This window comes from Stenotrophomonas sp. AS012628 (assembly GCF_010608305.1).
GTDB classification, from domain to species: domain Bacteria; phylum Pseudomonadota; class Gammaproteobacteria; order Xanthomonadales; family Xanthomonadaceae; genus Stenotrophomonas; species Stenotrophomonas geniculata.
The window spans coordinates 1-24,879 of the sequence record NZ_VMBJ01000011.1 but is presented as its reverse complement, the minus strand read 5'-3'; the positions used below and the strand labels follow the sequence as shown (position 1 = coordinate 24,879).

Annotated in this window: 19 protein-coding genes; 13 read left to right on the top strand and 6 right to left on the bottom strand. The window is 67.7% G+C overall.

What is annotated here, in order from left to right; all coding sequences use genetic code 11:
• The first annotated feature begins 159 nt into the window (after positions 1-159).
• Positions 160-2,910, top strand: a complete 2,751-nt coding sequence (locus tag G5A07_RS07335; protein ID WP_029550752.1) for a TonB-dependent receptor — start codon at positions 160-162, stop codon at positions 2,908-2,910.
• Between the two features lie 138 nt (positions 2,911-3,048).
• A complete protein-coding gene (locus G5A07_RS07330) occupies positions 3,049-6,852 on the top strand; it encodes a LamG-like jellyroll fold domain-containing protein (RefSeq protein ID WP_191863102.1) in 3,804 nt (1,267 codons plus the stop codon).
• Between the two features lie 34 nt (positions 6,853-6,886).
• Here the strand turns inward: G5A07_RS07330 and G5A07_RS07325 are convergent, their stop codons facing one another.
• Genes G5A07_RS07325 through G5A07_RS07315 form a run of 3 tightly spaced genes read right to left on the bottom strand, consistent with a single transcriptional unit; the run spans position 6,887 to position 10,119 of the window.
• Positions 6,887-7,474, bottom strand: a complete 588-nt coding sequence (locus tag G5A07_RS07325; protein WP_019337395.1) for a cysteine dioxygenase family protein — start codon at positions 7,472-7,474, stop codon at positions 6,887-6,889.
• Positions 7,475-7,525: 51 nt separating this feature from the next.
• Positions 7,526-9,148 (bottom strand): carboxylesterase family protein, encoded by a 1,623-nt coding sequence (locus tag G5A07_RS07320; RefSeq protein WP_019337394.1) that lies wholly within the window; start codon positions 9,146-9,148, stop codon positions 7,526-7,528.
• Positions 9,145-10,119 (bottom strand): alpha/beta hydrolase, encoded by a 975-nt coding sequence (locus G5A07_RS07315; RefSeq protein WP_191863114.1) that lies wholly within the window; start codon positions 10,117-10,119, stop codon positions 9,145-9,147. The genes G5A07_RS07320 and G5A07_RS07315 overlap by 4 nt, the downstream gene beginning before the upstream one ends.
• Before the next feature lie 174 nt (positions 10,120-10,293).
• On the opposite strand from G5A07_RS07315, the gene G5A07_RS07310 reads away from it, so the two are divergent.
• The 9 genes from G5A07_RS07310 (at position 10,294) to G5A07_RS07270 (ending at position 19,771) form a co-directional block, all read left to right on the top strand.
• On the top strand, positions 10,294-11,121 hold the full coding sequence (locus G5A07_RS07310; protein WP_019337392.1) for a hypothetical protein: 828 nt from the start codon (positions 10,294-10,296) through the stop codon (positions 11,119-11,121).
• 40 nt (positions 11,122-11,161) lie between these two features.
• Positions 11,162-12,163, top strand: a complete 1,002-nt coding sequence (locus tag G5A07_RS07305; RefSeq protein ID WP_019337391.1) for a TRAP transporter substrate-binding protein — start codon at positions 11,162-11,164, stop codon at positions 12,161-12,163.
• Between the two features lie 10 nt (positions 12,164-12,173).
• Positions 12,174-12,704 carry a TRAP transporter small permease gene (locus G5A07_RS07300; RefSeq protein ID WP_019658831.1) on the top strand — a complete coding sequence of 177 codons (531 nt, stop codon included), beginning with the start codon at positions 12,174-12,176 and terminating at the stop codon, positions 12,702-12,704.
• Positions 12,705-12,707: 3 nt separating this feature from the next.
• Entirely contained in the window at positions 12,708-13,991 is a 1,284-nt protein-coding gene (locus G5A07_RS07295) for a TRAP transporter large permease (RefSeq protein WP_005421133.1), read from the top strand.
• A gap of 17 nt (positions 13,992-14,008) precedes the next feature.
• Positions 14,009-15,598 carry a family 43 glycosylhydrolase gene (locus G5A07_RS07290; RefSeq protein ID WP_019337389.1) on the top strand — a complete coding sequence of 530 codons (1,590 nt, stop codon included), beginning with the start codon at positions 14,009-14,011 and terminating at the stop codon, positions 15,596-15,598.
• A 39-nt stretch (positions 15,599-15,637) separates the two neighbouring features.
• Positions 15,638-16,696, top strand: coding sequence for a LacI family DNA-binding transcriptional regulator (locus tag G5A07_RS07285; RefSeq protein ID WP_019337388.1), 1,059 nt, complete (start codon positions 15,638-15,640; stop codon positions 16,694-16,696).
• 197 nt (positions 16,697-16,893) lie between these two features.
• Entirely contained in the window at positions 16,894-17,742 is an 849-nt protein-coding gene (gene kduI, locus G5A07_RS07280) for a 5-dehydro-4-deoxy-D-glucuronate isomerase (RefSeq protein ID WP_019337387.1), read from the top strand.
• A gap of 71 nt (positions 17,743-17,813) precedes the next feature.
• Entirely contained in the window at positions 17,814-18,569 is a 756-nt protein-coding gene (kduD, locus tag G5A07_RS07275) for a 2-dehydro-3-deoxy-D-gluconate 5-dehydrogenase KduD (RefSeq protein WP_005421125.1), read from the top strand.
• Between the two features lie 101 nt (positions 18,570-18,670).
• Entirely contained in the window at positions 18,671-19,771 is a 1,101-nt protein-coding gene (locus G5A07_RS07270) for a GDSL-type esterase/lipase family protein (protein WP_019337386.1), read from the top strand.
• A gap of 55 nt (positions 19,772-19,826) precedes the next feature.
• On the opposite strand, the gene G5A07_RS07265 is transcribed toward G5A07_RS07270, so the two are convergent.
• Positions 19,827-20,219: a DUF4375 domain-containing protein gene (locus G5A07_RS07265; RefSeq protein WP_019337385.1), complete on the bottom strand. Its 393-nt coding sequence runs from the start codon at positions 20,217-20,219 to the stop codon at positions 19,827-19,829.
• Positions 20,188-21,081 (bottom strand): phenylalanine 4-monooxygenase, encoded by an 894-nt coding sequence (phhA, locus tag G5A07_RS07260; protein ID WP_019658833.1) that lies wholly within the window; start codon positions 21,079-21,081, stop codon positions 20,188-20,190. The genes G5A07_RS07265 and phhA overlap by 32 nt, the downstream gene beginning before the upstream one ends.
• Positions 21,082-21,206: 125 nt before the next feature.
• Between phhA and G5A07_RS07255 the strand changes: the two genes are divergently transcribed.
• Both G5A07_RS07255 and G5A07_RS07250 read left to right on the top strand, forming a co-directional pair.
• Positions 21,207-21,689 (top strand): Lrp/AsnC family transcriptional regulator, encoded by a 483-nt coding sequence (locus G5A07_RS07255; protein ID WP_004153377.1) that lies wholly within the window; start codon positions 21,207-21,209, stop codon positions 21,687-21,689.
• Positions 21,690-21,776: 87 nt separating this feature from the next.
• Positions 21,777-23,777 carry a hypothetical protein gene (locus G5A07_RS07250; protein WP_071305982.1) on the top strand — a complete coding sequence of 667 codons (2,001 nt, stop codon included), beginning with the start codon at positions 21,777-21,779 and terminating at the stop codon, positions 23,775-23,777.
• 39 nt (positions 23,778-23,816) lie between these two features.
• Here G5A07_RS07250 and G5A07_RS07245 read toward each other — a convergent pair whose 3' ends face one another.
• Complete coding sequence (locus tag G5A07_RS07245; protein ID WP_019337382.1) at positions 23,817-24,809, bottom strand: patatin-like phospholipase family protein; 993 nt, start codon at positions 24,807-24,809, stop codon at positions 23,817-23,819.
• Between the last annotated feature and the right edge of the window lie 70 nt (positions 24,810-24,879).

The following is a 24,879-nucleotide window of genomic DNA, read 5'->3' as shown; positions in this document are numbered from 1 at the left end:
ATATGTCGAAACCTTTGTCCTGCAAGCGTCTTGGAGACATTGCAAATCTGTTGCGGTGCAAGATGCCCGATCCCGGTGGTGCTGCTAACGTCGGTTTTGACTAGCGGTGTCATTTCGCCGCGCAGCTGCGATACCAGACCTTTGGGAGAGGGGAAAGGCATGCAATCTCGGATCCATGGAAAAAAGACACCGGTTACCTTGCTGGCCCTGGGGGTGGGACTCGCCCTGTCCACCAGCGCGGCCGCCCAGCAGCAGACCGCTACCGACCTGGACACGGTGAACGTCACAGGCTATCGCGCCAGTGTCGAAAAGGCGCTGGACATCAAGCGCGGCGAGGCCGGCGTGGTCGATGCCATCGTCGCCGAAGACATCGGCAAGTTTCCCGACCTCAATCTGGCTGAATCGCTGCAGCGCATTCCGGGCGTGGTGATCACACGCGAAGCCGGCGAAGGCCGCAACATCTCGGTGCGCGGCCTGGGCCCGGATTTCACCCGCGTGCGCATCAATGGGATGGAAGCGCTGACCACCGTCGGCGCCGGTGACCAGAGCGGTGGTACCAACCGCGGCCGCGGTTTCGACTTCAACGTGTTTGCCTCGGACCTGTTCTCGCAGCTGGTGGTGCGCAAGACCGCCTCGGCCGACGTCGAGGAAGGCTCGCTGGGTGCCACTGTCGACCTGCGCACCGCGCGCCCGTTCGACTACGACGGCTTCACCTTCGCCGCAAGCGGCCAGGCCGGCTACAACCAGATGGCCGAAAAGGCCGACCCGCGGCTGGCCGCGCTGGTCTCCAACACCTTCGCCGATGGTACCTTCGGCGCCCTCCTGTCGGTGGCCTACTCCGAGCGCCAGGCACTGGAGGAAGGCTCCAACACCGGCCGCTGGGCCAACGGCCCGAGCAATGGCAACTTCGCTGCGTCATCGCCGTTCGCCGCCGCACGCGCCGCTGATGTATTCCACCCGCGCTTCCCGCGCTACGTGCAGATGGAACACGAGCAGAAGCGCCTGGGCGTGACCGGCTCGCTGCAGTGGAAGCCCAGCGATGCCAGTGAAGTATCGCTGGACATGCTGTACTCGAAGATCGATGCCACCCGCGACGAGCAGTACATCGAAGCGATTTCCTTCAGCCGTGGCAGCAGCAGCACCCCGCGCCTGGTCGGCAAGCCGAGCACCATCGTCAGGAACGGCGAGATCCGCAACGGCGCGCTGCTGTACGGTGAATTCGACAACGTCGACATCCGTACCGAGAACCGCCACGACGAGTGGAGCACCGAGTTCAAGCAGATCAGCCTGAACGGCCAGCACCGTTTCGGCGACGACTTCACCGTGTCCGGCAAGCTGGGCATCTCGCGCTCCAGGCACGAGAATCCAGTGCAGACCACCGTCATCATGGACAAGTACGACGTCAAGGGCTACAGCTACGACTACCGTGGCAACAGCCGCTTCCCGATCCTCAACTACGGCATCGACCCGACCGACCCCAACGGTTGGGAACTGGCGGAAATCCGCCTGCGCCCGCAGTACGTGGACAACGACTTCGATACCGGCCAGATCGACTTCAACTGGAACATCAGCCCCGGCTTCCGCCTGAAGGGCGGCGTGCTTGCCAAGGACTACACGTTCAAGACCACCGAACTGCGCCGTGCCAGCGAACTGGCCGTGCCGACCTTCGCCAGCGGCAGCAGGATCGTGCCCGTGGACATGATCAACCAGGCCGGCCTGAAGGGCATCAATGGCAATCCGTCCAACTGGGTGGTGCCGAACCTGGATGCAATCGCCGACCAGTTCGACATCTACAGCAACAGCGGCATCTATGCCGTCGCGCCGCGCGCCAACAACGTGCGCAGCGTGGAAGAGAAGGACCGTGGTGCCTACCTGATGGGCGAGTTCAGCACCGAAATCGGCTCGCTGCCGCTGTCGGGCAACTTCGGCGTGCGCTACGTGCGCACCAGGCAGACCTCCACCGGGCTGTCGACGCTGGCCAGTGGTACCACCTCCACCACCGCCACCCGCACCTACGATGACACCCTGCCCTCGTTCAACCTGGTGGCCGAGGTCACGCCCGATTTCCTGATCCGCCTGGGTGCGGCCAAGGTCATGACCCGCCCGGGCCTGGGCAGCCTGACGCCAGGTGCAACCGTGGCCGTGGCCGGTGGTGCGCGCACCATCTCCAGCGGCAATCCCAACCTGGACCCGACGCGCGCCACCAATGTCGACCTGGGCTTCGAGTGGTACTTCGCCGAAGGCGCGATGGCGGGCCTGGGCCTGTTCTACAAGGACATCGAGACCTCGGTCCAGACCCTGCGCGAGAACCGCCCGTACACCGACAGCGGCCTGCCTGCCGAACTGCTGACCGGTACCGGCGCCTCGCCCACCGACGACTTCACCTTCACCCGGCCAGTCAATACCCCCGGCGGTGAGCTGTACGGCGCCGAGGCGAACTACACCCAGCCCTTCACTTTCCTGCCGGGCAAGTGGTCGAACCTGGGCGTGCAGCTGAACTACACCTGGGTCGAATCGAAGATCCAGTACATCAACTCGGCTGGCCAGCCGGTGATGAAGAACGATCTGCTGGGCCTGTCCAAATCGTCATGGAACGCAACGCTGTTCTACGAAGGCGAGACCTTCGCTGGCCGCGTCTCCGCCACCAACCGCGATGACTACCTCACCCAGGTGCCCGGTCAGGAAACCGGCTTCAACCTGGACGGCTACCACGGCATGACCGGCACCACGGTCATTGATGCGTCCATCCGCTACAAGATCAGCGACCAGCTGGAACTGAGCCTGGAAGGCATCAACCTGACCAACGAAGCCTCGGATGAATGGGTGTACTCGCCCGCCACCGGCCGCCTGCCACTCCAGTACACCGAAACCGGCCGCCAGTTCCTGCTGGGCGTGCGCTACAAGTTCTGAGCAACGCCGGCGGCGCGTACCGATACGCGCCGCGGTTCGCCATGACCGCTGCTGCGCCGCAAGGTGCCGCTGCGGCGTGGCCTTGCTACGGTCCGGCGGCCCGCCGCCGGCCGTCGCCCGTTGAAAGGAAATGTCTCCATGCCGCACCGCACGACCGTGTCCCGCTGCCTGCTGCTGGCAGTGGCCCTGGCTGCAGGCCCCGCGACGGCCGCCGCCGATGTCCCCACCCTGCTCTTCGATGTGGATGCCAATCACGGCCTGCAGGCCGTGACCGCTCACGGTGAGGCCGTAGCGAACTTTCGCGACAAGGTCGCGGTGGTCGACGACGGCGAGCATGGCAAGGCCATCCAATGGGAAGACGACGGCGTGCTTGCCTGGGACGCGCCGGGCAACATCCTGGCCCAGCGCGGCACGCTGGCCTTCGACTGGCGTTCACGCTATGCGGTGGGTGAAGCGCCGTTCGTGATCTTCCGCGTCGGCTACGCCGACCACAGCAGCTGGGACATGGCCTGGCTGCGCATCGACTGGAACGGGCACGGCTTCGATGCCTTCGTCACCGATGCCAACTTGGCACGCACACGCGTGTCGTTCCGCATGGATGCACTGCCGCGTCCCGACCAGTGGTTGCACCTGGCCTTCGCCTGGGATGAGGACCACGGCGTGCGCCTGTTCATCGATGGCCGCGAAGTGGCGCGTGCACAAGCCACAGGCGATTACGATGCGGCGCTGGACCAGCTCGGCCTGGCCGGGCGGGTGATGGCGCCCTACCAGGTGCAGAGCCGCTACAACTTCCTGCGTGGCAGCGACTTCCAGCACATCCGGGTGTACGACCGCATGCTCGACGCCCCCGCCGTGCAGGCACTGGCAGGCGGCAAGGCGCCGGCCAGCGCGGTGGCGCCGGCCAGCGACGAGCGCGCGTGGCGCCATCGCTTCGGCTGGGAAGGCGCGGCACCGCCTGCGCTGGCGTCGGCCGGCACCCGCATCCGCAAGATCGAATTCGCCGACACCCGCGACCTGAAGGCGTGGATGTGGAAGGCCACCGATGGCATCGCCGAAACCACCTGGCCGGGCGTGTACAACCGCTCGCGCCTGCCCGGCCGCAATGACTACTTCCAGCTTCCGGACTGGAACACCTATGTGGAAGGCGGCCAGCACCTGGACCTGACCCTGCCGGCCACCGAAACGGTGAACCGGGTGGAGATCCGTGGTGCGGCCTTCGGCACCCTTTCCCACGGGCCCGACGCCGAACATGCCACCGACGTGCTGGTCACGCGCCCGCGCGGCGTGGTGCGCAGCGTCGACGACATTGCCGCGCAGCGCGGCGGCGTGCTGCGTTTCAGCAACGTCGAGCAGGAAACACCGATCCAGGAAATCTGGGCCTACCACGTGAGCAAGGGCACCGAGCCGGAAGGCACGGTGAAGCAGACCTACATCATCGACAGCCGGGCGCTGCCCGACTACACCAACCTGGACGCATTGCGCCGCTACATCGACGGACGTTTCCCGGCCGCCGAACGCAGCACGGTGATGGCGCTGCCGAAGGGCGCCGGTTCCCGCCGCCGGGATGCCGGCACCCTGCCCGCACATCCGCAGCCGATCGTGCACGTGCTGATTCCTTCCGGGGTGGGTGACGCGCCGGCCAACCAGCCGCTGATCCGCAGCTGGGCCTACAGCTGGGAGAACATGCACGACGGCCTGGACGGCGTGGCCATCGACCTTCCCGCGCTGGACCTGCCGCCCACCCACGATGGACTGATCCCGCTGAACATCCGCATCAAGGATCCGATCTGGCCGGCGCGCGACATGATCGATGTATCGGTGTCGGTGCCGCCACGGCAGGCGCGCACGCTGTGGCTGGACCTGCGCGATCGCATCCTCACCCCGGACAGCCTGTGGCTGAGCATCGCCTCGGCCGCACCAGGCTTCGATGCCGATGCCCTCGACGGTGCGCAGGTCCGGCTGGTGTTCAAGCCGCGTGCCGACGCGCTGAAGGAGCACGTGGCCGACCGCTTCAACCAAGTCCGCGACAACTGGGGCTTCCTGGTGGAAGAGCACACCACGTCCAAGCGCCAGCGCCTGTACGCGCGCGTGTACGCGGACCTGAGCGACCTGCTGCGGGTGGACCCGGACCATGAACTCGGCCGCCTGTACTGGAACTACATCAGCTACAACAGCCAGGGCCGCCCGCCCTACACGGCGCCTGCCGTGCCCAGGGGCGTGCCGGCGTGGGCATTCAACCAGGTGCAGGACCTGGCGCAGGTGCGGCAGTTCGTCGACTGGTGGATCGACGAACGGCAGGGGGCCTACGGTGACTTCGGTGGTGGCATTTCGGACGATTCCGACCTGACCCAGCAGTGGCCGGGGCTGGCCCTGATGGGCGTGCAGCCGGATCGATTGAACGCCTCGCTGACCGCGCTGTCCGACGCGGTGTACCGCAACGGCATGTTCAGCAACGGCTTGAGTACCATCGAGACCGACGAGCTGCATTCCTATGAGGAAGGCATCAACACCAACAGCGCCATGCTCTACCTCAACTGGGGCGATCCGCTGACGCTGGAACGCCTGATGGAAACGGTGAAGGCCTTCGACGAGCGCATCATCCTGCGCAACCCGCAGGGCCACCTGCTGTTCTCCAGCAACTGGTTCGGTGGCAACAAGGTCTACCGCGAACCGAACTGGCAGTGGCAGAAGCCGTATTCGTTCCCGGTGCTGCACCCGGCGTTCCTGCTGGGCCAGTACAACGCCGACCCCACCGGCCGCGGGCTGGTGATCGGCCTGGCCGATGGCTATCTGGCCCACGCAGGCAAGGACGACAAGGGACGCTTCACCCTGCCCAACGAGATCAACTGGGCCAGCGGTGCCACCCGCGGCGGCGAGTTGAACAACGGCTCCGGCAGTGGCGACACGATGCACACCTTCTGGGCGGCGTGGCGCTGGAGCGGCGATGCGAAGTACCTGCAGGCACTGGACTACCGCGTGGCCCGTGGCGGTCCGGGCGCACTGGCCAACCTGGGCGAGAACGTCGTGGACGTACTGGGCCGGCAACAGGACTGGTATCCGCTGCTGCGCGCCGAGGCTGACGCGGGAAAAACCGGCTTCGCCAGCCTGATGGCCTGGCAGGCCAGCGGCGACAGGTCATACATCGCCGCCCTGCATGCCGACGGCCTGCAGGCGAAAGTGCAGCGCGCGTACATGAACACCGAGGGCCACTGGTGGTCCGACCGCGTGGAAGCGCCCAGTGAATTCCTCCAGCGCGCACGCCTGGGTGGGATCGCGCTGAAGCGCAACCAGAGTTGGCCCGGCCACACCGTCAGCTGGCGCTTCGACCGCGATGGAGCGGCCGAACAGGTCGCCCTGCTGGTGCATGCGCCGTCGCGTGAACGTTTCACCGTTACCAGCTACAACCTGGGCACGCGCACCATCGGCGCCGACATGACCGGCTGGAACGTGGCCAGCGGGACCTGGCGGATACGCAGCGGCGTGGATGCCGATGGCGATGGCCACATCGACGGCACGCCCGCCGAACGCCGCGTACAGCTGGAAACCAGCGCTTCGGTGGCGCTGCAGTTCCGTCCCGGGCGTACCGAGGTGTTCGAGTTCGAACGCGTGTCCGAGGGAACACCGGTGGAAACACGGCCGGACCTGGGCGTGGGTCGCGGCGACGTACGCATCGACGGCAGCCAGCTGCAGGTGACCGTGCACAGCCTGGGCCATGTCGGCACCGGCGTGGCCGTAGCAATGCTGGAAGACGCGCGCGGTCGCGAGATCGCCCGCACGGACGTGCCGGCGCTGGGGGCACCCAGTGACCTGCAGCCGAAGACCGTGCAGGTCTGGCTGCCGTTGCCGGCCTGTGACCGCAGCGGCCTGCGCGTGCGCGTGGCGCTGGCCGACGGTGGCGAGGAAGTGACCCGGCTCAACAACGTGGTCGGCGTGCCGCGATGATGCCTGCATTACGCCGGGCGTGATCCGGCGTGGGTCAGGACGCCTCGGTCTCCAGCCGTTTCATCCGGCGCTGGTACCAGCCATCATCCAACGGCTCGAACACCGCGCTGCGTTCCATCACGCCCTCGTAGACATGCAGCGACACGGCCACGTCCGCTTCGCTGGCGTTGCACAGCGTGTGGTACTCGTGCGGCGGAATCAGGCTGCCGGCACTACCGCGGTGGCCGTACAGCGTGGGCTGGGCGGCAAAGCGATGACGTTCGCCATCCTGTTCAATCAGCGCATAGGGAGTGACGATGAGTTCGCCCTGCCAGACGCCTTCCACGCACCACATCGCATCGTGGTCGTGCAGCGGCGTGCCCTGGCCCGGGCCCCAGCACATGGCGATGACGCTGTAGCCCAAGGTCGGGCTGCGGTGCAGTTCACGGCGTGCGTAATGCCCTTCGACCGGGCGCCGCACGCAGGGGGGCAGCTGGATGGACGGATCGACGATGGCCTCGCGCAGCACCTGCTGCAGCGCACCGGTGATGGCCTCCGGCGTGCCCAGCATCACCGCGGCATCGATCGCAGCGAACAGCCGCTCCCGGCCGGTGAATGACGGTGGCAAGGACATCGTTCCCATGCCCCGACTCTAGCCGAGAGGGGTTAACAGAATGTTTGCACCGCGGTGTCATCACTGCGTGCCGCGCTGCACGAACGGTACTTTCGCGTACAGCGCACGTTCGCCGGCACGAGGATCGTCCACCACGCCGCTCTGGCGATCAAACAGCATGGTCTGCCGCCGGGGCAGCGCGTAGGGGGGCCATTGCGGCATTCCGCGATGATTGGGGTCGCCGTTGCGCGCGAAGGCGATCAGTGCGTCGCTCATTGTCGCCGCCAGCGTATGCGCGTCCGCGCCGCCACCGGTGCGTGCGCCGGGCAGGCCGGCGTTGTCGAACACCAGCGGGATGTCGAGCGTGTGGAAGGCGCGCAGCCGGCCTTGCTCCACCGGTGAGCCCCAGTCCAGCTGGTAGGCCCAGGTGGGCGCGGCCCCGCTGGGCTGGCGCGCACGCGCTTCCAGCTCCTCCACTGCGCCGCGCCAGGAACGTCCTGCGGTAGTGGCCGCGAAGAACACCTCCGAAGGCGTGTAATGCGGGTACAGGCGCCGGTACTCGGCGATCACCGTCTGCGGCAGCAGATCCACGAACTGCTGGCGTTGCAGCTGTGCCGGCAGCGTCTCCCAGGTCAAGGTGAAGTTGGCCGGATCGTTGCCGAGGAAGGCACGGGTCTCGTCGCGCGTATTGCCGATGACCATCGGAATGCTGGCCGACTGCCGCGGCGCCTGCGGCCAGAACGGATGCACCGGGAGGGAGACTTCGTCCAGTACCGGCCCGAAGTACAGCGACGTGCTTTCCACCCGCGATGGATCGCGGGCACGGGTGGCTGCAAGCAGATCCGTGGCCGGGAGCCGCAGCAGGGCAGACAGGTCCTTTGCACCCACTGCCTCCATTGCGATGGCAGCGCGCTGCGCGGCGGCACGCGGGCCGGCCGCGGTGACCTGCTGCCCGCTCATCGTCCACGCGCGCTGGAACAGGCCGCGTGCCGCCGGCATCGCCATCAGCGTGGCGATCTTGGCGCCGCCCCCGGACTGGCCGAACACGGTGATGTTTCCAGCGTCACCGCCGAAGATCGCCGCGTGCTCGCGCACCCACTGCAGCGCCTGTACCAGGTCGAGCTGGCCGACATTCCCCGACGCGGCGTAGCGTGCGTCGCCAAGTGCGCCCAGGTACAGGTAACCGAAGGTGTTCAGCCGATGATTGAGGGTCACCACCACCACATCGCCGCGGCGGCACAGCGCACTGCCGTCGTACAGCGGATCGCTGCCGGAGCCGTTGTTGAACCCACCCCCGTGTATGTAGACCAGCACCGGGCGGCGGCCGCCATCCCCCAGTGCGGGGGTCCAGACGTTGAGGAACAGGCAGTCTTCGCTGCCGGGGCCTTCCGCGCCGCCCTGCGGTGCGGCCGCGCCATAGTCCAGTGCATCGGCGATCCCGTTCCATGCCGCTTCCCGGCGTGGTGGCTGGAAGCGATGGGTGCCGGTATCGGCGCCGTAGCGCACGCCGCGGAATACCAGCACGCCTTGTTCATGCTGGCCGCGCAGGCGCCCCCCGCGCACGCGGACGATCGGCAGGCGTTCGTCGCGTGCACCGGGCATCGCGGCTGCCGGCAGTGCCACCAGCGTGGCCGTGGCCAGCGCCCAGCGCGCGCTGTCGCGCAGGAAACGGCGGCGCTGCAGATCGTCGGGTGCTCTCGTCATCGGCTGCCCTCCGCATCCTTTCCTGCTGTCAGCCATGCCTGCGCCAGCGCTGGCCACTGCGACAGGGTGGAGCCGGGCTGCAGGCGCATGCCGAAGCCGTGGCCGCCATGGGCGAACACATGCAGTTCGTGCTCGACACCCGCCCTGGCCAGCGCCTGCGCCATCACCTCGCTGTTGTGCACGCTGACCACGCGATCGTCGTTGGCATGGATCAGCATCGTCGGCGGCATGTCCGCATGCACGTGCTCCTGCACCGAGTACTGCGTCGCCAATGCGGGGTCAGAGCGCTCGCCCAGCAATCGCCCGCGCGAACCACTGTGCGCATGCGCGCCCATGTCGATGACCGGGTAGACCAGCACCGCCCGTGCCGGGCGCGCGCTCAGCTGATCGATCGCATCGCGTGCGGGATAGACCGGCGCATCGAAGCCGGTGGCCAGCCGCGCAGCCACGTGGCCGCCGGCGGAAAAGCCCATGACCGCCACATTGTCCGCCTCCAGGCCGCGGCGCGCGGCCTGGTCGCGCACGACCCGCAGCGCACGCTGGGCATCGGCCAGCGCCGCCTGGCGGTCCCTGCCCGGCTGCGGCAGGCGGTAGCGAAGCACGAACAGGGTGAAGCCTGCCCGCTGCACCCAGTCCGGCACCAGCGCGCTGCCCTCCTTGTCGATTACCACCCGCTGGTAGCCGCCGCCCGGAATGACCAGCACCGCCTGCCCGTTCGGACGTGGCGGCGCGTGCACGATCATGTATGGCGCATCGATCCCGTCCACGAACCGGTCCGGATGGGCCGGATCGGGGCTGCGCTCAACCACCCGCGCCTTCCGCGCCGGAGCGCTCTGGCCAGGTACCTGGCCGTCCGGCCACAGCGGCAGGCGTTCGCCCGCCACCTCCCCGGCAAGCCGCTGGCCGTCGCGCAGCGGGACGTCGCTGGCACGTGCCGGGGCAAGCGTCAACAGAACGCACAGGAACAGCACAAGAGGGGGCAGACGCATGGCGGACCGGGCTCCAGCGAAGGGTGGGCAGCGTGCCGCAGGCGCCCCGGAAGCGGGTGTGATGCGCTGCGGCTTGCGTGATGACACCGGTTTACCATATACACCTCCTGCAGACGCTGTCGATGGGCAGTGCAACAACGCAGAGGGAGACCGTTCTTGAGCAACGAACACGGCACACAGGGGCAGAGGCCGGCGCCGGACGGTGCAGCCGCCATCGCCCGCGCCTTCACCGATGCACGCCGCGCAGGCAAGGCCCTGCCCGCGTTCCCCGGAGAGATCCCCGTCGATCTGGTGGCTGCCTACCACGTGCAGGACCAGGCCATTGGCCTGTGGAGCGATACAGTGGTCGGCTGGAAGGTGGGTTACATCGCTGCCGAGCGCCGCGACGGCTCCGGCGATGAGCGCCTGCTGGGGCCGATCTTCAAACGTCAGCTCTGGAATGATACCGGTGGAACAACCGACATCCCGGTCTTCGTCGGGGGCTTCGGCGCAGTCGAAGCAGAGTACGTGCTGGAGCTGTTGGAGGACGCGCCGGCCGGACAGCTGGACTGGTCCCCGGAACAGGCCGAAGCGCTGCCTGCGCGCCTCTATATCGGCGTGGAAGTGGCCAGCAGCCCGCTGGCCACCATCAACGAACTTGGTCCGCGCGTGGTGGTGTCCGACTTTGGCAACAACAACGGCCTGGTGCTGGGCCCGGAGATCGTCGACTGGACCGCACGCGACGAAAACTCGCTGCGTGCCGAGACACTGATCGAAGGTGAGGTGGTCGGCACCGGTGGCGCCACCCGCCTGCCCGGTGGCCTGCGCGCGGCCTATGCCTTTGCGCTGTCCCGTTCGGCCCTGCGTGGCCGGCCGCTGCGCAAGGGCGACCTGATCGCCACCGGCAATGCCACCGGCATCCACGATATCGAGGCAGGACAAACGGCGCTGGTGCGCTTTGCCGGCTTCGGTGACATTGCCTGCCGGGCCGTGCCCGCGGGATGACCGCGGGGCTGCCCTGGTGAACACGCGCGGGAGGGCGCAGATGATCACACGACGTAACTTCCTGGCCGGGGGCGCTGCTGCCCTGGCCACCCCGATGCTCGCCGCCTGTGGCCGCGGGCCGGGCGGCGATATGGCCGGTGGCGCGCTGTTGACCGCCACCGACGTGCATGTGGCCGACTACCCTACCGTCACCGCGGTGAAGTGGATCGGCGAAACGCTGCAGCGCGAAACCAACGGTCGCCTGCGCCTGCGCCAGTACCACTCCGGCCAGCTGGGCCGCGAATCCGAGGCGATCGACATGGCGCGCTTCGGTGCCATCGATATCACCCGCGTGTATGCCGGTGCGCTGAACAATGCCTTTCCGCTGACCCAGGCGCTGTGCCTGCCCTACGTGTTCACGTCGGTGGCGCACCAGCGTGCCGCGTTGGATGACGGCGTGGCCGAAGCCGTGCTGCGCGGCTTCCAGGGCCGCGGCCTGGTCGGCCTGGCGATCTACGATTCCGGTGCACGCTGCTTCTACAACACCAAGCACCCCATCGTTTCGCCCAAGGACCTGCACGGCCTGAAGCTGCGCGTCGCCTCATCGGACATCTTCATCCAGCTGATGCGCCTGCTCGGCGCCAACCCGACGCCGATGTCGCTGGGCGACACGTTCTCCGGGATGGAAACCCACATGATCGACGGCGCCGAGAACAACATGCGCAGCTTCCATTCCAGCCGCCACTTCGAAGCGGCGCACTACTGGTCGCAGAGCGACCATTCGTACGCGCCGGATGTGTTGCTGATGTCGCGTGCCAGTTTCGAACGCCTGTCGCCTGACGACCGCCAGCTGCTGCTGCAGATCGCGCGCGCGTCGGTGAAGGTGATGCGCGAGCAGTGGGATGCGTCGGAGGACGCCGCACGCCGCGCCGTGCTGGCCTATGGGGTGAAAGCCAACGAGGTGGACATGCCCGCCTTCCGCACCGCCGCCCAGCCGCTGCTGCAGCAGTACCTGCAGCAGCCGGAGATCGCCGCGCTGGTCGACCGCATCCGCGCCGCCTGAGGACACTGCCATGATCGAGACGACGACGCCCGCCACCGGGCCTGGCCAGCGCCTGCTGGACCGCATCGCCGACATCGCCATCTACGGCGCCGTTGCTGCCCTGCTGGGGCTGGTGGTGGTGCAGGGCTGGCAGGTGTTCGCGCGCTACGTGATCAACGATTCGCCCAGCTGGACTGAGCCGGTCACGCTGCTGCTGCTGGCCACGGCGATGAGCCTGGGTGCCGCCTGCGGTGTGCACACCAACCGCCACTTCGGCTTCTTCCTGCTGCATGCCTACCTGGGCCCCGGCCTGCGCCGTGCGGTGGACGTGCTGGTGCAGCTGGTGGTGGCGGTGCTGGGAGGCTTCATCGCCTTCTGGTCGGGTGATCTGCTGCTCGACGGCCTGGACATCAAGACCGCCGGCGCCGATCTGCCGCAGAGCATCAACTACCTGCCACTGGCGGTGGGCGGCGGGCTGATGCTGCTGTTCGCGCTGAACCGTGCGTGGAACGCGCTGCAGGCCCGCGCCACCGGCGCCGAAGACGCTGAAGGAGATCGTTGATCCATGGGTATCACCATCCTGTTCTCCGTGTTTGCCGTGCTGCTGCTGCTCGGCGTGCCGGTGGCCTACGCGCTGGCCGCTGCCGCGCTGGCCACCCTGCTCTACCTGGATATCCCCAGCATCGTGCTGGTGCAGCAGATCTCGGCCGGTACCGGCTCGGCCTCGCTGATCGCCATTCCGTTGTTCATCTTCGCGGGCGAGATCATGATGCGCGGCGGCATCTCCGAGCGCCTGATCGCCTTGGCCTCGTCGCTGGTGGGGCGCTTGCGCGGTGGCCTCGGCCAGGTCTCGATCCTGTCCTCGCTGTTCTTCGGCGGCGTGTCCGGCTCGGCCATTGCCGACGTTTCGGCGGTCGGCGGCACGATGATCCCGCAGATGGTCAAGCGCGGCTACGACCGCGATTTCGCCGTCAACGTCAGCATCACCGCCGCGCTGGTGGCGCTGCTGGTGCCGCCGTCGCACAACCTGATCCTGTTCTCGGCCGCTGCCGGTGGGGGCCTGTCCATCGCCGATCTGTTCGCCGCCGGCATTGTCCCCGCGCTGCTGATGACGTTGGCGCTGATGGTCACCGGCTATGCGGTGGCGCGCCGCCGCGGCTATGGCGTGGAGGTCTTTCCCGGCTGGCGCGCCGTGGCCCTGCGCATCGTCTCCGCCCTGCCCGGCCTGGGCCTGGTCGCGCTGATCTTCATCGGTATCCGTGCCGGCATCTTCACCGCAGTGGAAAGCGCAGCCATCGCCGTGGTCTACGCCTTGCTGGTGACCACCGTGCTGTACCGGCAACTGCGCTGGCGCGAGTTCTTCGACACCGTCATCCACGCGGCGCGCAGCACGGGCGTGATCCTGTTCGTGATCGCCACCGCCGCCGTGTTTGGCTGGCTGCTGGCCTACCTGCAGGTGCCCGCGGCCGCCGTCGAGTTCCTGCAGTCGTTCGCGCACAGCCAGTTCATGGTGCTGCTGATGATCGTGGTGATGCTGCTGCTGCTGGGCACCTTCATGGACCTGGCGCCGATGATCCTGATCTGCACGCCGATCTTCCTGCCGGTGGCCCGCGCCTACGGCATCGATCCGATCCACTTCGGCCTGGTGCTGGTGCTCACCGGTGGCCTGGGTCTGGTCACGCCCCCGGTGGGCTCGGTGCTGTTCATCGGCACGGCCATCGGCAAGATCAGCGTGGGCCAGAGCATGCGCACGATCTGGCCGTTCTGGTTCGCCGCGCTCGCCGTGCTGCTGGTCGTGGCCTTCTTCCCCTCACTGTCGTTGTGGCTGCCCGCCGCGCTGCGCGGCTGAGCCACAAGGAGACTGCCATGCGTGCACTGTGTATCGCCGCCACCATCACTCTGCTCGTGCTGTTGCTGCCGGCACGGCCTGCACCCGCGGCGGAGCCCGCGCGCGCCCCGGCGCAGTGGGCGCGGGGGCTGGAACACCAGCGCCAGGCGGACCGGGGCGATGGCACGTTCCTCAATCCGGTGCTGGCCGGTGACCATCCGGATCCCTCGGTGCTCAAGGACGGGGACGATTACTACCTCACGCTGTCGTCGTTCGACGCCTACCCCGGGCTCCCGATCTGGCACTCGCGCGACCTGGTGAACTGGCAGCCGCTGGGACATGCGGTCACCCGCAACGTGGGGGCGATCTGGGCGCCGGACATCGTCAAGCATCGGGGGCGCTACTTCATCTACTTCCCGGCCCGCACCGGCGAGCGCCGCAGCAACTTCGTGGTCTGGGCCGATGACATCAAGGGCCCGTGGAGCGCGCCGATCGACATCGGCCTGGGTGGCTACATCGATCCCGGCCATGCAGTGGGTGAAGACGGCAAGCGCTACCTGTTCCTCAGTGGCGGTGATTACGTGCAGCTGGCCGACGACGGGTTGAGCGTGGTCGGCACGCCGAAACACGTCTATGACGGCTGGCGCTACCCGCAGGACTGGGACGTTGAGGCCTACGCGCAGGAAGGCCCGAAGATCCACGTCCGCGACGGCTGGTACTACATGACCACGGCAGTGGGCGGCACCGCCGGTCCGCCGACCGGGCACATGGTGATCACCGCGCGCTCGCGTTCGATCCACGGACCATGGGAGAACGCGCCCAACAACCCGATCACGCGCACGCAGTCGGCGGCCGAGCCCTGGTGGTCACGCGGCCACGCGACGGTGATCGAAGGGACCGATGGACGCTGGTGGATGATGTACCACGGGTACGAGAACGGCTTCTGGACGCTGGGTCGGCAGGCCCTGCTCGAACCGATCGAATGGACCGCTGACGGCTGGTTCCGGGCCACGGGCGGAGACCTTGGTCAGCCACTGCGCAAGCCGGCCGGACAGGCGCTGTCGCCGCATGGCATGGCGCTGTCGGATGATTTCCGCGGCAGCACGCTTGGCCCGCAGTGGGCGTTCTTCAACCCGGCGCAGGATGAGTACCGCCGGCTGGGTTTCAGTGGCAACGGCCTTGTCCTGCAGGGCAAGGGCAGCACGCCGCGCGACGCCTCGCCGCTGACCACCATCGCCGGCGACCGGGCCTATCAGTTCGAGGTGGAGATGGAGATCGCCCCCGGTGCCGTGGGCGGCGCGCTGCTGTTCTACAGCGACCGGCTGTACGCGGGCGTGGGCAGCAACGGCGAGTCGTTCATCATGCATCGCTACGGCGAGGAGCGCCCTGCCCGACCGGCCCCGGGCCGCGGCGGCCGGCTGTGGTTGCGGGTGACCAACAACCGCCACATCGTCACCTTCCACTCCAGCACCGACGGGCACACTTGGCAGAAGTATCCGGTTCAGATGGAAGTGTCCGGTTACCATCACAATGTCGCGGGCAGGTTCCTGGCGTTGAAGCCGGCGCTGTATGCGGCCGGCGACGGTGCGGTAACCTTCCGCAACTTCCGCTACCGCGCGCTGGACTGAGCGCGGAGCCGGAATCCCCAGACTTACCGGGTTCAAAACATGTCAGTGCGCAACAAGAACGATGCCGCTACGCCGGCATTGGCGAAGGGCAAGGCAGCCACCATCAACGACATCGCGCGACTGTCGGGTGTATCCAAGAAAACGGTTTCAAGAATCATCAACAACTCGCCACTGGTGCGCAAGGACACGCGCGACAAGGTGGAAGCGTTGATGCGTGAAGTGGGCTACACGCCCGATCCACTGGCCCGCGGGCTGGCGTTCCGCCGCTCCTTCCTGATCGGCATGGTCTACGACAACCCCACCGCGCAGTACATCGTGGACATGCAGTACGGCGCGCTGGATGCATTGCGTGGATCCAGTTTCGAGCTGGTGGTGCATCCCTGTGACAGCCGCAGCCCCGGCTACATCGAAGGCGTGCGTCGCTTCGTGCAGCAGCAGAAGCTGCACGGCGTCATCCTAGTGCCGCGTGCCTCGGAAGACCAGGCGCTGGCGGACATGCTCGATGAGATCGGCTGCCGGTTTACCCGCGTGGCAGCGCTGCCGCTGGACGAAAGCTCGCAGATGGTGGTTACCCATGACCGCGATGGTGCGGCCGAAGCCGCCGACTACCTGCTCTCGCTCGGCCACCGTGACATTGCCCTGGTGACCGGTCCCAGCGCCTACCGTTCGGCCCATGAACGTACCGCCGGCTTCATCGACGCACTGTCGCAACGCGGTATCGAGCTGCCGAAGGACCGCATCATCGAGGCCGGCTACACCTTCGAATCCGGTGTCGCCGCTGCCGAGAAACTGCTGCTGGGCAAGCGCCGCCCGACCGCCATCTTCACCGGCAACGATGAAATGGCCGCCGGTATCTACAAGGTGGCGCTGCGCGCGGGCATCAACATTCCGCGCCAGCTGTCCATTGTCGGCTATGACGACAGCCCGCTTGCCTCGCGCCTGTGGCCCTCGCTGACCTCGGTGCGCCGGCACACGCGCGATACCGGACGCACCGCCGCGGCGATGCTGATCCAGCCCGAAGGCCAGGCCGCGCTGCCCATTGCCAGCGTGCGGCCGCACCTGATCGTCCGCGATTCCTGCCAGCCGCCGGAGGATTGATCCCCAAGGATCAATCCTGCAGGTCACGACCTCTGGTCGTGACACGCCCCTGCCCCATCCACCCGATCCACCGCGCCCTGCCCGGGCCATCCCGGCATCGTGCGACGCAAAATGACACCGGTTTCCTGTCTGGCTAGAATCGACCGTGAACCGCGCCGGGGCCGACCCGTCGGCCCGCCCCCCGCTCTGGAGACGCCATGTACAGCAAGACCCATTACGCCACCCATCCCGATGCCATCCACGGTGCCAGCAACGACCAGCTGCGTGACCTGTACCTGCTCGATGGCCTGTTCAACGCCGGTGCGGTGACCCTCAAGTACACCCACTACGAGCGCTTCGTGATTGGTGGCGCCGCCCCGGTGGACGCACCGCTTGCGCTGCCGACCCAGACCGAACCCGCTTCGGCCGCAGGCCACCCGTTCCTGGAGCGCCGGGAACTGGGCGTGATCAACGTCGGCAGCGGCACTGGTACGGTCACCGTGGATGGCACCGGCTACACGCTGGGTCCGAAGGACGGTCTGTACGTGGCCATGGGCAGCAAGGAGGTCGTGTTCGCCTCGCAGGACGCCGCCAACCCCGCCCAGTTCTATCTGGCCTCGACCCCGGCCCATGCCCGCTTCGAAACCAGGCAGCTGTCCATCAAGGACGCCGTTGCACTGGACCGCGGCGCGCTGGAAACCAGCAACGAGCGCACCATCTACCAGTACATCGTGCCGGCCACCTGCCAGTCCTCGCAGCTGCTGCTGGGCCTGACCGTGCTCAAGCCGGGCAGCGTGTGGAACACCATGCCGCCGCACCTGCACGACCGTCGCAGCGAGGTCTACTTCTACTTCGACCTGGGTGACAGCGACCGCGTCTACCACTTCATGGGCGAGCCGGCCGCGCAGCGTCACATCGTGATCCAGAACAACGAAGCGGTAGTGTCGCCGCCGTGGTCGATCCACATGGGCGCCGGCACCAGCAACTACGCCTTCATCTGGGCGATGGGTGGCGAGAACCTGGACTACACCGACATGCACGTGCTGGACATCTGCCAGCTCAAGTAAGCCCGCCTGGCCGCCGCGCACCGTGTGCCGGCCGTCGACACCGCTCGTCTCTATCAAGGAACGCATACGCAATGGCTAATCCCTTCAGCCTGGAAGGCAAGGTCGCTCTGGTAACCGGTGGCAATACCGGTCTGGGCCAGGGCATCGCCGTGGCACTGGCCGCCGCTGGTGCCGACGTCGCCGTGGCCGGCATCGCCCCGCCCACCGATACCATCGAAAAGATCACCGCGCTGGGCCGCCGCTGCCTGGCCATCGAAGCCAACCTGATCAGCATCGAGCCGGTGGCGCGCGTGGTCCGCGAGACCATCGAAGGCCTGGGCGGGTTGGACATCCTGGTCAACAACGCCGGCCTGATCCGCCGCGCCGATGCGGTGGACTTCAGCGAGCAGGACTGGGACGACGTGATGAACGTCAATCTCAAGTCCGCGTTCTTCATTTCGCAGGCCGCCGGCCGCCACTTCATCGAACAGGGCCACGGCAAGATCATCAACATCGCTTCGATGCTGTCCTTCCAGGGCGGTATCCGCGTGCCGTCGTACACCGCCAGCAAGAGCGGCATCGCCGGCATCACCCGGCTGCTGGCCAACGAGTGGGCGGGCAAGGGCATCAACATCAATGCCATCGCCCCGGGCTACATGGCGACCGACAACACCGCCCAGCTGCGCGCCGACGAAGCGCGCAACAAGGCGATCCTGGAGCGCATCCCGGCCGGTCGCTGGGGCACGCCGGATGACCTGGCCGGTGCGGCGGTGTTCCTGGCCTCGTCGGCGTCGGATTACATCAACGGCGCCGTGCTGCCGGTCGATGGTGGCTGGCTGGCGCGCTGACGCGTGATCCGCGGTAGTGCCGGCCGCTGGCCGGCGTCCTGGCAATGCTTCCGCCGTTCATGAGGTTGCCGGGCAGCGGCCGGCACTACCGGAGACCGGACATGCGCACCCTGTTGCCTTTGTTGTTGCTGCTGTCGTGCACCACCGCGCAGGCGGCGCCCGTGCGGGTCTTCATTGCCGGTGACTCCACTGCGGCCGCATACGGCCCCGAGCGCGCGCCGCAGGCCGGCTGGGGCCAGGCGCTGCAGAGCTACCTGGACCCGGCGCGCTTGGAGGTGCACAACCACGCCAAGGGCGGGCGCAGCACGCGCAGTTTCATCGAGGAAGGGCGCCTGGAGGCCATCGCCGCCGAGCTGCGCCAAGGCGACGTGCTGCTGATCCAGTTCGGCCACAACGATGCGAAGTTCGAAGACCGCACGCGCTACACCGATCCGGACAGCGACTACCCACGCCTGCTGATGCGTTACGTACAGGTGGCCCGCGCAAAGGGCGCCACGCCGGTGCTGGTCACGCCGGTGGCGCGGCTGCTGTACGACTTCGGTTCACTGCTGGATACGCATGGCCGCTACACGCAGTCGATGAAGGCGTTGGCCGCGCGCGAGCAGATTGCGCTGATTGATCTGAATGACCGCAGCATGCGCTGGGTCCGCGCGCTGGGTGAGGAGGGCGCGCGACCCTACTTCCTGTTCGTGCCCGAACAGAACAAGGCCGACGGCACCCATTTCAGCGTGGCCGGCGCACATGCGGTGGCCTGCCTGGTATTGCGCGAGGCGGTGCCGCTGCTACCCGCGCTGCAGCCGGCGCTGGTGCGGGATATCGACTGCGACGTGGTGGCGGAAGGGCAGGGTAGCGACCCAGCCCTGCCCTCGCAGGTGGTGCACGAAGACAGTGTTGTGCGCACGCAAGCAGGCCCGCACGGCGGTGCCGGCCCGACCACGGCGTATCCGTTCTTCGCCGATGCCGAAGGGCTGCCGTTCGTGCTGCGCAAGCGTGTGCTGCACAAAGGCGCGGGCATCGGCCTGCATCCGCAGCACAAGGACGAGATCTATTACATCGTCAGTGGGCAGGGCAGTTATGTGCTGGATGGCAGGCAGTACGACGTGCACGCCGGGCACGCGCTGCTGACCCGCAAGGGCAGCCACCATGCGCTGCAGCAGGTGGGTGAGGAGGATCTGGTGGTGCTGCTGGTGTACCCGCGCTGATTGAAACGTAGCCGAGCATGGGCTCGGCTTTACAGAACAGCGCCGGCGTGCATGGTCATCGTCGTTCGACAGGCTCCGGGCCGAAGTGCTTCAGCCCCAACCTGGCCAGGTCTTCCGGTCGCTCGAAATAGGCTTCGTCGAAGGCGTGCAGCGCCTCCTGCTCCTGTTCGGTCATCGCGCCGTACAGGTCGGTCAGTTGCTTGACCGCCGGGTCATCTTCCAGCCGGTCGACCAGCCCGCGCATGCCGGCCAGGATCGCGTGGGTCTTCGCCGCGCCCATCGCCTGCAGCGCACGTAACGCCAGCTGGCAGGTCGGGTCGCCCCAGTTGCACAGGAACTGCATGAAGCCGCCGTTGTTGATGTCGGCCTCCATGCGCCACAGCGCCACCAGCTGCTGGTCTTCGTCGGACAGCGCATCACACGTCGCCGCCGTCCGCCCAGCCTTCACCCGTGCCGGCCTGGAACACGTGATCGTCAGCCTGCACGTCACCGGCAGGCAGGTGCGCCTGGTCGGCCAGTGCCGCGTAGATTGGGGTGAAGTCCGGCGACGTCGCCTGCATCAGCTGTTCAAAGCTGTCGATGACGAAGTAGGTCTTCTGGAAGGTGTCGATGCGGTACTTCGTTCGCATGATCCGCTGCAGGTCGAAACCGATGCGGTTGGGTGCGGCCGATTCCAGCGAGTACAGCGACTCGCCCTTGGACGACACGATGCCGGCACCGTAGATGCGCAGGCCGTCGGGCGTGTCGATCAGGCCGAACTCCACCGTGTACCAGTACAGGCGGGTGAGGTTCTGCAGCGCGTCCGGGCCGATCGCGTGGGCTTTGACGCCGCCACGGCCATAGGCCTCCATGTAGTCGGCGAACACCGGGTTCATCAGCAGCGGCACGTGGCCGAACAGGTCGTGGAACAGGTCCGGCTCGGCGATGTAGTCGATCTGGTCCGGGCGACGGATCCACCAGGTCACGGGAAAGCGGCGGTTGGCCAGGTGGTCGAAGAAATCCAGTTCCGGCAGCAGGCCTTCGACGCCGACCAGGGTCCAGCCGGTGGCCGCGCCCAGCACTTCGTTGAGCTGGTCGAAGCGCGGAATCATGTGCGCGTTCATGCCCATCTCGTCCTGCGCGTCCAGGAATTCCTGGCAGGCACGGCCGACCAGCAGCTCGCGCTGGCGCTGGTACAGCGTGCTCCAGGTGGCGTGGTCGTCGGCGCTGTAGGTGTCCCACGGCTGCTCGACGAGCGCGGTGGTGTACACCGGCACGTAGCCCTTGTCGGTCTGCTGGTGTTCGACGCGGCGGGGCTGGGCGAGGTCCATGGGGCACTCCTTGAAGGGATAGCCACGATGCTAGGGCAGGGCGCGCGCAACAGGGTTGCAAAAGTTGCGCCGATTGGCATTGTTGGCGCAATATCCTTGCGCAGTCACCATGTTGCGGAGCAGCAATGGCCGGAGAAGTCCAGTTTGATCGCACGGATATACGCCTGCTGGCTGAAATCCAGCGGGATGGGCGCGCCACCAACGCGGAGCTGGCGACTCGGGTGAACCTGTCGCCCTCGGCCTGCCTGCGCCGCCTGCAGCGGCTGGAAAGCGAGGGCGTGATCGTCGGCTACGGCGCGCGGCTGGAGCCGCGGCAGCTGCGCCTGGGCCTGCAGGCCTTCGTGCGCGTGCAGTTGGAAAAGCACGACCAGGCCGCCATCGGCCACTTCGTGGACAGCGTGCAGGGCTGGGACGAGGTGGTGGCCTGCCATGCGCTGACCGGCGACATGGACTACCTGCTGCACGTCTACGTGCGCGACCTGGAGCACTTTTCGCACTTCCTGCTGGACCGCCTGCTCAACGCCGGCGGCGTGGCCGACGCCAATTCCAGCTTCGTGCTGCGCACGGTGAAGGGTTTCCAGGCATTGCCGTTGTCGCAGCTGGAATAAGCGCGCCGCCGCGATTTGACGCAGCCGGGCGGGTAGCTGAGCATCACCGCCCTGCGCTCGCCGCAGCGTTCCTTTCCGGTTCCACGCATGTCCGAACTCCAGCACCCGGTGCCCACCACCACCTTCCTGCCGCTGCAGCGCAAGTCGCTGGCGCGCTACATCGCCCATGGCACGCCACCGCAGACCGCAGTGGAGCAGGCTGGGCTGATGGCCGCGCAGCTGTGCCGGACGCGCCTGCATCCAGCCGCCGAGATCGAGCGCCTGCTGCATGATGCCTGCGCACTGTTTGCCGGCAACGAAGGCGCGGCCGCTCAGCTGGCTGGCCCCGGTGGCGGTGGCCAGCCGGAGCTGGATGCCTGGTTGACCGCATTGGCCGCCCACGGCGTGCTGCTGGCGCCGGCGGAGATCCTGCAGGACTTCATCGTCCAGTCGCCCAGCGAGTACCCCGGCCTCGACCTGCAGCAGGCCTGCCAGGAAACCCTTGCCGAACACGAGATCCGCTTCCCGGCCGCGTTCGCCAGCGACGATGAGGACGACGTCCAGGACGAAGCCGTTGCCAGCGATGCGCGTGCGGTCGAACACCATGGCCTGTACACCTCCGAGCAGGCCCGCGTGCTGCGCGCCATCGCCGCCAACCCCGATGAACTGATCGACCTAGATGGCTATGCCGGCACCGGCAAGGGCCACCTGGTGCTGGCGCTGATGGAGGCGCGGCCGGGCCGTTACACCTACGTGGCGCCCTCGCGTGGGCAGGTGGAAGCCTTCCGCAGCCGCGTGCCGGCCAGCACCGCGGTGCGCCTGCTGACCCAGATCGAGTTCGCCAACCGCGTGGCGCAGCATGCCGCGCGCAGCGGCCACACCGGGGGCTTCGTTGCCAGCTACCGGCGCAGCACCCGCACGCCGCGCGAGATTGCCGGCCGCATCGGCCTCCAGGGCATCGGTGGGCGCAGCCCGGAGCAGGTGCTGCTGACTGCGTTCGAGGCCATCAACCGTTGGTGCGCGTCGTCGGCACCGGGCTTGGCGTTCCAGCATTTCGACCGTTCGGTGCCCGCCGCGATGCTCGACGTGTCGCCGTACATGGCGGCCGCCGAGCACGTCTGGCGCTGCATGTTCGACGCCGAACTGCAGCGGGGCACGCTGCTGAGCCTCAGCCCGGCGCACATCGGCAAGTGGCTGGCGCTGCGCGGCGTCACCCCGCCGCTGGACATGGGCATGCTGCTGGTGGACGAGGCGCATGACCTGAGCCCGTCGTGGAAGCAGTTGCTGGCCGGCCATGCGCCTGGCGTGGTCAGCCTGGGGGATCCGCACCAGTGCCTGTCCGGCACGGTGCCGCGCTGGGCCGCGTCGAAGGTGCTGGAAATGCACCAGTCGGTACGCCAGGGCAACCAGGTTGAGGGTCTGGTCAACCAGACCCTGGCGCTGGATGGGCTGGGCCAGGACAGTGGGCCGTTCGTCGGTGCCGCCGACCGTGCCACCGCTGTGCTGCATTACCGCCACTGGGCGCAGGTGCCGAGCGAGGGCCTGCGCATCCATGGCAGCGTCGCCGATCTGGCCCTGGATGCGGCACAGCTGCACGCGCTCGGGCTGCGGCCCTATCTGCATCCGGCATCGCTGCGCGCGCTGCGCAGCGTGCTGCAGCGGCCGCTGGATGCGTGGCGCCGGCGCCACGACAGCGCCTCGGACCCGGCATGGGAGCGCTTCCTGGCCACGCAGGGCGACGAAGGGCAGGGCGCGCTGGTGGAACTGTTTGCGTCTGCCGATCGGGTGCAGTCACTGCTGCAGGCGCTCGACGACCAGGACACGCCTGCTGAAGGGCGGGTGGCGCTGTGCCTGGCCGAACACGCGAAGAACCTGCAGTTCGACGTGGTCTCGCTGTCACCCGGTTGCTTCCGTGCGGGGCAGGGCGGACGCATCTGGCACAACCCGGTGCGCGCGGTCTATCTGGCACTCACCCGTGCGCGACGCCAGCTGCATGTGCCGGCCGATGGCATGGAACAGCTGCAGCACACGGCGACACTGCAGGAGCAGGCCCGTCAGGCGCGCAGGCGCGAGCGGCAGCAGGCCAGCGGTTACCGGCCTGCGCGCTAGAACGCGCGTCGCTGTCTGGCAGCGACACGCTGGCTCAGGTCAGCACTTGTCCTTGCGGCCCATCAGCTTGCCCAGGCGCGAGGCTTCCTCGCACTTCGGCGCGGCCACGGGTGCCGGTGCGGCGGCCGCGGCGCGTGCGCGCTGCAGCTGCTGGATCTTCGCGCGGATCTGCGGCATCGCGGCCATTGCGGCCTTTTCGCCCTCCAGGATCGCGGTGCCACGCTGGCTGAAATCGGCGGCGCCGATGTCCAGTACCTTCGGGCGGATGACGATGTCGGCGCGTGCCAGTTCCTGCTCGCCCAGGCGCTGGCCCATGATCGAGATGGACTGGTTGACGATGCCCAGCATGTCGGTCGGCGCCTTGCCGCTGGCCTTGCTGGAGATGTCCACGGCAATCACGAAGTCGGCGCCGAGCTGGCGTGCGGCGTCCACCGGCACCGGACTGACCACGCCGCCGTCGATGTAGTTGCGGCCACCGATCTTCACCGGCTCGAACACACCGGGGATGCTGCTCGACGCGCGCACCGCCTGGCCGACGTTGCCGCGCACGAAGATCGCGCGCTCACCGGTTTCCAGCTGGGTGGCGACGGCGGCGAACGGCTTCTTCAGGCGCTCGGCGGGGCGGTTGGCGACCTGCTCGTTGACGTAGTCCTGCAGCTTCTGGCCCTGCACCAGGCCACCGGAGAACAGGCGCACGTCGCGGATGCTGGCTTCATCCAGCGCCACTGCCTTGCTCTGCATCTGGAACGCATCCATGCCGCTGGCATACAGCGCGCCGACCACGCTGCCGGCACTGGTGCCGGACACCACGGCCGGTTCGAAGCCATTGGCTTCCAGCATCTTGATCACGCCGATGTGGGCGAAGCCCTTGGCTGCACCACCACCGAGGGCGATACCGATCTTCACCGGCTTGGCCTGCGGCACCACGGTCGGTGCTGGCGGCGGCGTGGGGCGGACCGGGTCGCCACCGCAGCCGGCCAGCAGGCCGATCAGGGCGACGGACAGCAGCATGCGGGGGCGGAACAGGCTCATCGGCAGTGCGCTCGCGGCGCCGGATTCGGGAAAGGGCGCCAGCATACCGAAGCGGTGGCGGGGCGGGCAG